This window comes from Psychrobacter sp. NG27 (assembly GCF_016106655.1).
Taxonomy (GTDB): Bacteria; Pseudomonadota; Gammaproteobacteria; order Pseudomonadales; family Moraxellaceae; genus Psychrobacter.
Map to the genome: position 1 here is coordinate 57,015 of NZ_JADGIN010000011.1, position 9,371 is coordinate 66,385.

The 9,371-nt window shown below is 45.4% G+C and carries 5 protein-coding genes and 1 pseudogene; 4 read left to right on the plus strand and 2 right to left on the minus strand.

What is annotated here, in order from left to right; all coding sequences use genetic code 11:
• Positions 1 to 43 precede the first annotated feature (43 nt).
• Positions 44 to 958 carry a histone deacetylase gene (locus IP485_RS12845; RefSeq protein WP_198327572.1) on the plus strand — a complete coding sequence of 305 codons (915 nt, stop codon included), beginning with the start codon at positions 44 to 46 and terminating at the stop codon, positions 956 to 958.
• A 14-nt stretch (positions 959 to 972) separates the two neighbouring features.
• On the opposite strand, the gene IP485_RS12850 is transcribed toward IP485_RS12845, so the two are convergent.
• A complete protein-coding gene (locus IP485_RS12850) occupies positions 973 to 1,755 on the minus strand; it encodes a sulfite exporter TauE/SafE family protein (protein ID WP_194364598.1) in 783 nt (260 codons plus the stop codon).
• Positions 1,756 to 1,835: 80 nt separating this feature from the next.
• Positions 1,836 to 3,221: a bifunctional phosphopantothenoylcysteine decarboxylase/phosphopantothenate--cysteine ligase CoaBC gene (gene coaBC, locus IP485_RS12855; RefSeq protein WP_198327574.1), complete on the minus strand. Its 1,386-nt coding sequence runs from the start codon at positions 3,219 to 3,221 to the stop codon at positions 1,836 to 1,838.
• Between the two features lie 127 nt (positions 3,222 to 3,348).
• On the opposite strand from coaBC, the gene radC reads away from it, so the two are divergent.
• From radC to IP485_RS12870, 3 genes and pseudogenes are all read left to right on the plus strand, one after another.
• Positions 3,349 to 4,032 carry a RadC family protein gene (radC, locus tag IP485_RS12860; RefSeq protein WP_198327576.1) on the plus strand — a complete coding sequence of 228 codons (684 nt, stop codon included), beginning with the start codon at positions 3,349 to 3,351 and terminating at the stop codon, positions 4,030 to 4,032.
• A 376-nt stretch (positions 4,033 to 4,408) separates the two neighbouring features.
• A pseudogene (locus tag IP485_RS12865) lies at positions 4,409 to 7,264 on the plus strand (acyl-CoA dehydrogenase); the annotation flags it as partial.
• Positions 7,265 to 7,859: 595 nt separating this feature from the next.
• Complete coding sequence (locus IP485_RS12870) at positions 7,860 to 9,233, plus strand: dicarboxylate/amino acid:cation symporter (protein WP_197176472.1); 1,374 nt, start codon at positions 7,860 to 7,862, stop codon at positions 9,231 to 9,233.
• The last annotated feature ends 138 nt before the right edge of the window (positions 9,234 to 9,371 follow it).

Below are 9,371 nucleotides of genomic sequence, written 5' to 3' on the forward strand. Positions count from 1 at the left end.
AACACCATCAATATGATGCTAAAAATACTAAGCTAGAATTCTTATGCTAAAAATTGCCTACTCTGACGTCTTTCGCTATTCTGTGCCAGAAAAGCACCGCTTTCCCATGCAAAAATATATTTTGATTCCTGAGCGTTTACTAGCAGAAGGAACGATCAGCCAAGATAACTTCTTTGCCCCTGCCCGCTTAAGCGAAGATGAGATTTTGACCACGCATACCGCAGAGTACTGGTATCAGCTAAAAACTCAAACACTACCGCGTAAGGCGGCGCGCGCCATCGGGTTTGAGATGACGCTGCAGTTGGTTGAGCGTGGTCGTTATATTGCGCATGCCACTTATGAGTGTGCACTGTATGCGCAGCAATATGGCGTGGCCATGAATGTCGCAGGTGGCACGCATCACTCGTTTGCCGATCACGGAGAAGGGTTTTGCGTGTTCAATGATGTCTGCATTGCCAGCAATCTATTGTTAAATCGCGGACAGGCACAAAAGATTTTAATCATTGATTTAGACGTTCATCAAGGCAATGGTAACGCTAGCATCATGGCGGATGAGCCGCGCGTTTTTGTCTTTAGCATGCATGGTGCCAAGAATTATCCATTTCGTAAGCAAGTGTCTGATCTGGATATCGAGCTGGACAATGATACGGGTGATGCAGAATATCTACAGATATTAGAAAAGACGCTGCCACGTTTGATTGCGGACTTTGCACCAGATATGATTTTTTATCAGTCGGCGGTCGATGTGTTAGCGACGGACAAACTGGGTAAGCTTGGATTGACCCAAGCAGGTTGCAAGGCGCGAGATGAGTACGTACTGCATCAAGCAAAAGCTGCCAATATACCGGTTGCCATTGTGATGGGTGGTGGCTATTCAGAAGACATCGACGATGTGGTCGAAGCACACTGCAATACCTTTCGCGTGGCACAGCAGATTTATTTTGGTGAAATAGTGTAAAGGGCGTCACACATTTACAATAACGCAGCAATGCCTTGCCAGCCAACTCGTATGCCAAGCACGGTTAATATCACTAAAATAAGTTGACGAAAACGTGATTGCGGTAAATAACGACGCAGACGAATCCCAATCAACAGCGTAACAACAGATATCACACTTAACCACGCAATCAGCTGCCACTCACTGCTACTGAGTGCCATAATCGGCTCACGTAGTACGACGATTTGGGCAATTTTACCCAAAAAATAGCACATGTTACCCACTTTGGCGATGGTGTTTTTATCGTCGCTAGCAGACAACAAATACATCATCAATACAGTCGACATGGCATTGGTCGAACCGCCAATAACCCCCGCGCCAAATCCAACTGCAATTAATACAGGCTTGGTATCTGGCAGACGAATCTGCTTGCCCAGTAAGCTACTGACAACATAAAAACCAATCACTGCCGCTAACAATAGCAAGATATAAGCGCTATCGACCCACAGTAGTAGCTTGGCACCCAAAATACTACCGAGCAAACTGGTCAGTGCCAGTAGCCAATAGCGTCTGCCGTAATAGATAAAATTTTGCCAAATGGTGCGCTCCCCACCTGCTAACCATGTCATAGCATTAACGACTAGCGAGGGGAAAATCACTAACACAATAGCATGTGGCAATGGATACATACTAGCAAGCGCGGTGGTCGTCACTAGCGTTGCGCCAAGTCCGCTAATACCATGCAGCAGTGATGCCAATGCAAAAACAGCCATCAGCACTAGCATCTGCGTGCTATCGTTATCCACTATATTCGTCATCGTTTATACACTTTTTTGTACACCATGCCCGATACCTAGTAACTAGCATATGCGCTGTTTTAACGTTAGCAATTTTGATATTAGAAACTTTGACGTTGACCAATGGTTTCGCCAATAATAGATGCAAGCTGTTCGGCAATTTTATCTTTGCTTGTTTTTTCGAGCGTGATCGCTTCACGCTGATGACGCTCAGAGAAAAACACTTGCATGGCATTGTCATCACTTGCAAACCCAATATCTGCACGTGAGACATCATTGCAGGCGATAAGGTCTAGACCCTTAGCAACCAATTTTCCACGTGCATAGTGCTCAACGTCTTGCGTTTCAGCCGCGAAACCAACCACGAACAATTCTGGATGGGCCAAAGAGATCGTCGCCAAAATATCAGGGTTTTTGACCAAATTGAGCGCCATGGCATCTTGGGTTTTTTTGATTTTTTGCGGAGCAGCTTCTTCCGTACGATAGTCCGCGACCGCTGCCGTGGCAATAAAGATATCAGCAACTCTCACGCTATTATCGGTGCTAGTCGTCAGAACATCATGCTCGTCTCCACAATCGCAATCACCATGGTCGTGGTCATGTGAGTGGTCATGGTCATGATGATGCTCGTGGTCGTGGTGATGTTCATGCTCATCTTCCAAGACCCACTGAAGCGCGCTATGCGTACCCTCTACACATTGCTGCGCTGCAACGAGCATGTCTTTGGCTGATAGGACATCAATCCGCGTGACATTGAGCGGTGTCGGCAGAGCTATTTTGCCACCAGCAATCAAAATCACCTCTGCACCAGCTGCCACACAAGCTCGTGCTAATGCAAAGCCCATCTTACCGGTAGAGTGATTGGACAGATATCGTACCGGATCAATTGCTTCTACGGTTGGACCCGCTGTAATGACCACTCTTTTGCCTGATAGTAGCTGCGGCGTCACATGCATCGCTTGAAACAATAGCACTTCATCTAGCAATTGCTCAGGCTCAGGTAATCGGCCTGCCCCCACATCACCGCACGCCTGCTCACCGCTGGCTGGTTGAATGATCTGATAGTTCATATCACGCAGTGTCTGTACGTTTAGGTTGACTGCTGGATGCGCCCACATCTGCTGATTCATCGCTGGTGCAATGATGACGGGTGCCGTGGTGGCAAGACAGACGGTGGTCAGCAAATCATCGGCCATACCCATAGCAAGGCGCGCAAGCGTATTGGCAGAGGCTGGCGCGATAACGACCAAGTCTGCCCATTTCGCCAGTTCAATATGCCCCATCCCTGCTTCAGCACGCTCATCGAGTAATGAGATATGTACCTCATTACCCGTCAGCGCTTGCAGCGTCAGTGGCGTGATAAATGCTTGTGCGCCTGTCGTCATGATCACGCGCACATCAAAGCCTGCTTTAATCAATAAGCGGGCAAATATAGCAGATTTATAAGCGGCGATACCGCCAGTAATAGCAAGCACAATATTGGACATAAGCGTATCATCAACAAAAAATTAAAAGATAAAATTGCGCTTATAGTAACAACTATGAGATAAATTGGGTAAGGTTTTCCGCATTTACCTCACACAACAGCTACCGATCCATTTTCAAGGAGTGATGATGGCGATCAAAGACTGGCACGAAGATGACCGACCACGAGAAAAACTATTGAAATTTGGCGCATCTCATTTGTCTGATGCTGAGATATTGGCCATATTTTTGCGTACAGGCACAAAATCACAGTCCGCTATTGAGTTGGCTCGCCATCTAATCGATCAATTTGGCAGCTTAGCAGAGTTACTCTCAGCCCCTCAACAGACCGTGCTTGCCTGTCATGGTATCGGCCCTGCCAAGTACGCACAGATATTGGCATCGCTTGAAATGGGTACCCGCTATCTAGACAGCAAACTTAAAATGGGTCAAGCCCTTGGGCGCTCACAGGTGGTCAAAGACTATATCAGTACCCAATTGCGCGGTGAACATCGAGAAGTGTTTGCCGTACTGTGTTTAGACAATGCGCTGAATCTGTTGAACTTTGAAATACTATTTACTGGCGGACTCTCGTCCTGCTCCGTCTGTATCAAACACGTCCTCAGACATGCATTGACCCATGCTGCTAGCCAGCTCATTATCGCGCACAATCATCCTCATACCGATGCGACACCATCAGGCGCAGACAATCTACTGACTCATGAGCTAAAAAAAGCGTGTGATTTGTTGGATATCTCGCTTGTTGATCATATCATCGTCGGACGTAACGATACCTTATCTTATGCCGAAAGTGGTCTTAGCCCTTTTGGCTAAGGTTATGTACATTAGTCAAATATATAAATTATCATAGGCTTAATAGCTAGTAATTACTCCATACCCTCATTATTTATGCTATTTGATACATATTGTCGACACAGCGTAGCATTTTGGCTATTGATAGTTATCGACAATCGTTTCATATTAGTGGATGGCTTTGTCATTTATTTTGCAAGCGGATTGTATTATACATGCAGTCACTATCGATGCATCGATAGGGTATAAACTACCGCATAAAAGCCCTTAGAATTCAAAAATTGGTTAGTCACTAGATGCTTCACACATCTCTAAAAAATATAATAATTATCGTTTTCAAACCGTTTCACTCACATATTTTTCATGCTTTTTATTGAGCGTTATAAAGGAGATAGTCATGGCAATTGGCTTGTTTATTCTGGCAGTCATCATTCAATTAGCCATGGTCTTGGCCATTTTTTTGCTGTCGCTGTCGCGAGTCACTGGCAGTATAGCTGCCCTCGTCACTGTGGTCATCACCGCAGTTATTAGCCCATGGTCATTGATCTTGGGATTGCCAATGGCCTTGCTCTGCTTAGTATTACTCATCTCCTCTCTTCGCCAGTCACTGATTACCAAGCCTGTCTACAAAGCGCTAGGCGGTGCGATGCCAAGTATGAGTGATACTGAGCGCGAAGCATTAGATGCGGGTACTAGTTGGTGGGAAAAAGAGCTATTCATGGGTGCGCCCAACTGGGAGACCTTTGCCAACTACCCCTATCCACAGCTATCAGAAGAAGAACAAAGCTTCATCGACAATGAAGTAGAAGTGCTGTGTGCCATGCTCGATGAATGGAAAATCCAGCATGAAGATAAAGATTTATCCCCTGAGGCTTGGCAATTCATTAAAGCCAATGGCTTTTTAGGTCTGATTATTCCTAAAGAGTTTGGTGGATTGGATTTTAGCTCATATGCCCAAAGCCGTATCATGAGCAAAATCGCCTCGCGCTCACCCACTGCTGCTGTGACTTGCATGGTTCCAAACTCACTAGGCCCTGGTGAGCTACTGATGCACTATGGCACAGACGCGCAAAAACAGCGCTGGTTACCTGGTTTGGCCAGAGGCGAGGAAGTGCCTTGCTTTGGTCTGACTGGACCAGAAGCAGGCTCTGATGCAGGCGCGATTCCTGATACAGGTGTGGTCTGCTACGGTATGCACGAAGGCGCGCAAGTACTCGGTCTACGCATGAATTTTTCTAAGCGTTGGATTACCTTGGCACCTGTTGCTACGGTTGTGGGTTTGGCATTTAAAATGCATGACCCAGAAGGCTTATTAGGCGATCCTAAAAAAACCGATTATGGCATCACCTGTGCATTGGTTCCTGCCAATCATGAGGGTGTCGTGACAGGCCCACGCCACAATCCAATCGGCTCGCCATTCATGAATGGTACGGTCGATGGCAAAGATGTCTTTATTCCCTTAGATTACATCATCGGCGGGGTCGAAAACGCAGGTCGCGGTTGGCGCATGCTGATGGAATGCTTGGGTGTCGGTCGCGGTATCTCGCTACCAGCACTGTCCACATCCGCCAGTGAAATGACGTATCTGTCTGTCGGTGCCTTTGCCAAGGTTCGTGAACAGTTCAAAATCTCTGTTGGTAAGTTCGAAGGGGTACAAGACGCGACCAGTCGCATGGCCAGTAACACTTATATGCTAGAGGCATTTCGTCATCTTGTCACGTGTGGACTGAACCAAGGTGGCACGCCATCAGTCATGACGGCAATGGCAAAATACTATGCCACTGAGACCATGCGTAGTGTGATTAACGATGGGATGGATGTGGTTGGTGGTCGAGCGGTACAGATGGGGCCACGCAACTTTTTGGCAACGCCGTATCAAGCGATTCCTGTGTCTATCACGGTCGAGGGTGCAAACATACTGACCCGCTCGCTGATGATTTTTGGTCAAGGCGCGATGCGTTGTCACCCTTATCTATTTGATGAGCTACAGCTATTACAAAGCGAGGACAAGGAAGCAGCCACTAAAAAGTTTGATGTTCTATTCTTTAAGCATCTAGGTTATACCTTTAATCGCGGTGCCAAAGCTTTTGTCGCAGGCTATGTCGGTGGTAGCAATAAGGCACCAAGTTTTGCAGACAGCTTTACCCGTCCCTATTACAAACACATTAACCGCTTGAGCGCGGGCTTTGCCTTGACCGCCGATATGGCGCTTGGGCTATTGGCAGGTGACTTAAAGCGTAAAGAGATGCTCTCTGGTCGCTTGTCAGATATTCATAGTCATTTGTTTATTGCGACGGCTATTTTGCAGTTTTATGAGCATGGCAGCAAATCAGCGTCTGAGCGCTTACATGCCGAAGTCGCCCTACAGAACAGCTTGTACACCATTCAAGAAGCCTTTGTTTCCTTCTTTGCCAACTTTCCTAACCGTCTGGCAGCCAATGTCGTGAGCTTTGTGACTTTCCCAAGTGGTCGTATCTTTACGCCGCCAAGTGATGAGCTCAAACGCCAGTTGGGCGATATTTTTATGGATGATTTTGCAGCAAACCCATTCCGCGACTACCTTAAAACCATGGTCTACTACAATACCGATGCAGATGACGTAACCGGACGTATGGAGCATGCTTATCAGACCTTGACCAGTATCGAACCGTTGTGGCAGAAGTTTAAGAAGGGTGAGCACCAAGACAGTTTTGAAGGACTTACCTTTGAAGATCATGTCGTGCATGCCAGTCAAAATGGCAGTATTACTGAAGAAGAAGCCGAAGTTCTCATCCAATACAATGCAATACGCTTTGACTCGTTATTGACTGATGTGTTCGATGAACACCTATTGAAGGTGCAAGAACGCGTCAATCCACACAGCCTTGATAATGCTGTGCAGCAACTGACTGACTATGCGCAACTAAAAAATGCTGCTCAAGCGAGACATGCTATTGCGACTGATAGCGAACCCTTAGTTGATGATTCTAATGTTCATGCTAGTGACAGTATTTCTACTAGTGGCGACGTTCCTACTAATGATAATATTTCTACCAATACCGATAAAACAACCGGTGATGCCAACCCCAATCACGGCTATGAGGTCGACGGTGATGTCGAGATGGTTGCTGAGCAAGATACTGTAGCAGAGGTACAAGCGCAGACCGACTTTGAAGACTCTGATCCTGAGGCAGAAGCGCTTGATCCTCGTTACCGTGATGCAGAGTCACATTTGAGCGAACGCATGAGTAATAACCATCGTCTCAATAAAGACCATGCTGAAAATTCTGATAACGTGGATAGCGCTGAAAAATCTGACCATTTAGAAATTGCAAATGACAGCGTACAAAAATCCAATTATCTGGATAGTGCTGAAAACGCACAAAGAGCAGATAATGTAGAAAAACCCTCTGCATCCGATAGCAAGTGGCGAGATGGTCTGCGTCGCGATGAAAGCGATAACGTGTAAACACGGCAACATATAAATGTGACCGTATTCAAGATGTAAAAGTCTCAAATACCGCATGACTATTGTTTAATTTAAAAAGACTGTCCAACTCGGGCAGTCTTTTTTTTGGTTACAAACAAAAACTTTTGCTTATCATTAGTGGAAAAAAGCAGTATTATCTGCTCTCTTAAAATCGTGGGTAGCCTGATAAGCAGCTTTATTATTGGGTTTATCTTGGCTGAATCATAAAAAAATGTTGCAGTAACCTTAACAATTATTTTATATTGTTTGAGAACCTGACATAAAGTGACCAATCAAAATTTACAGACGTAGCAAGATCGGGTGTAGAAACAGCAATCATTTACGCATTGATTTACTATCATACCTGCTATTGGACGTTGTACACAAAAGGATAGAGGTTATGTGGAAAAATATGGGACTGACGGGCAAGATCATGGTTGCCATGGCGCTCGGTATCATACTGGGTTTGTTTTTAAACTATTCCGGATTGAATGGCGAAGGCAGTTTTGTTAATACCTATATTACAAACGGCTTCCTCGCTATTATTGGCAAGCTATTTGTTAACTCACTCAAAATGCTGGTCGTACCACTAGTACTTATCTCATTGATTTGCGGTGTTTGCGGTATTGGTGATATTCGTCTGCTTGGTCGTATTGGTACCAAAACCTTTATGATCTATATGTTCACCACGGCATTGGCAATTGCGACAGCGATTGGACTTGGTGTTCTGTTTGGTATCGGTAAAGGTATGGACATCGGTACTGATGCGACCTTTGAAGCCGCGTCAGCGCCACCACTTCTTGACGTGTTTTCTAACATCATTCCATCGAACCCCATCAGTGCGATGGCAAACGGCGATATGTTATCAATCATTTTCTTTGCGATTTTGATTGGCGTTAGTATATTGATGGTTGGCAAGCCCGCTAAAGGTTTGGTTAAAAGTTTAGAGCTTATCAATGAAGTCATCTTAAAGATGGTGACCATCATTATGAACCTAGCTCCTTATGGTGTATTTGCGCTATTGACTAAAGCCATGGCAGAGCTTGGCTTAGATTTGATTTGGTCATTGCTGGGTTATGTGGCTGTATTGGTCGGCTCACTGGCTTTCCATTTCTTTATCACCATGATGATTGTCCTAAAACTCGGTTCAGGCTTATCGATCAAAACCTTCTTGGCAAAAATGCGTGAAGTACAGATTTTTGCATTCAGTACTTCAAGCTCAAACGCGACGATTCCTATTACCTTACGTACTGTTACCAAGCGTATGGGTGTCAACAACTCTGTTGCCTCGTTCACCGTTCCTTTTGGTGCCACCATCAACATGGATGGTACGGCAATCATGCAAGGTACTGCGACCATCTTTATTGCCAATATCTATGGCATTGATTTGGGTATCACCGAATATCTAACCGTTATCTTGATGTCAGTATTGGCCTCTGTCGGTACCGCTGGTGTACCGGGTGTTGGCTTGATTATGCTATCGATGGTATTTGCACAAGTTGGTCTGCCTATCGAAGGTATTGGTCTGATCCTAGGTGTTGACCGTATCCTAGACATGCTACGTACTGCTGTTAACGTAGGCGGTGATGCTGCTGTGACTGCTATCGTGGCAAAATCAGAAGGCAAAATGGATTTGGCTATTTATAACGATCCTAATGCTGGTGCAAAGGATGTGTTCGATGGTCATATCGATGAAGACAACGAGCGTGAATTCTCTGAAGTCTTTAGTGATGGCATCATGGGTAGCGAATACGATGATGTTAAAAAAGACTAATAATGACTAACGGTCTATCCGTATCATTGTTCCATAAAAAACCCCAGTCTTATAAAGTAGGTGAACTGAACCCCATAAGTTGGACACAACTTCTGGGGTATTTTTATGCGTTACGATCTAGACTTTAAGCTCAAAGTG

Excerpts from the sequence above, each read along its gene's own strand:
- IP485_RS12845 (WP_198327572.1), top strand. The coding sequence starts at position 44 with ATGCTAAAAATTGCCTACTCTGACGTCTTTCGCTATTCTGTGCCAGAA.
- IP485_RS12870 (WP_197176472.1), top strand. The coding sequence starts at position 7,860 with ATGTGGAAAAATATGGGACTGACGGGCAAGATCATGGTTGCCATGGCG.
- radC (WP_198327576.1), top strand. The coding sequence starts at position 3,349 with ATGGCGATCAAAGACTGGCACGAAGATGACCGACCACGAGAAAAACTA.
- IP485_RS12850 (WP_194364598.1), bottom strand. The coding sequence starts at position 1,755 with ATGACGAATATAGTGGATAACGATAGCACGCAGATGCTAGTGCTGATG.
- coaBC (WP_198327574.1), bottom strand. The coding sequence starts at position 3,221 with ATGTCCAATATTGTGCTTGCTATTACTGGCGGTATCGCCGCTTATAAA.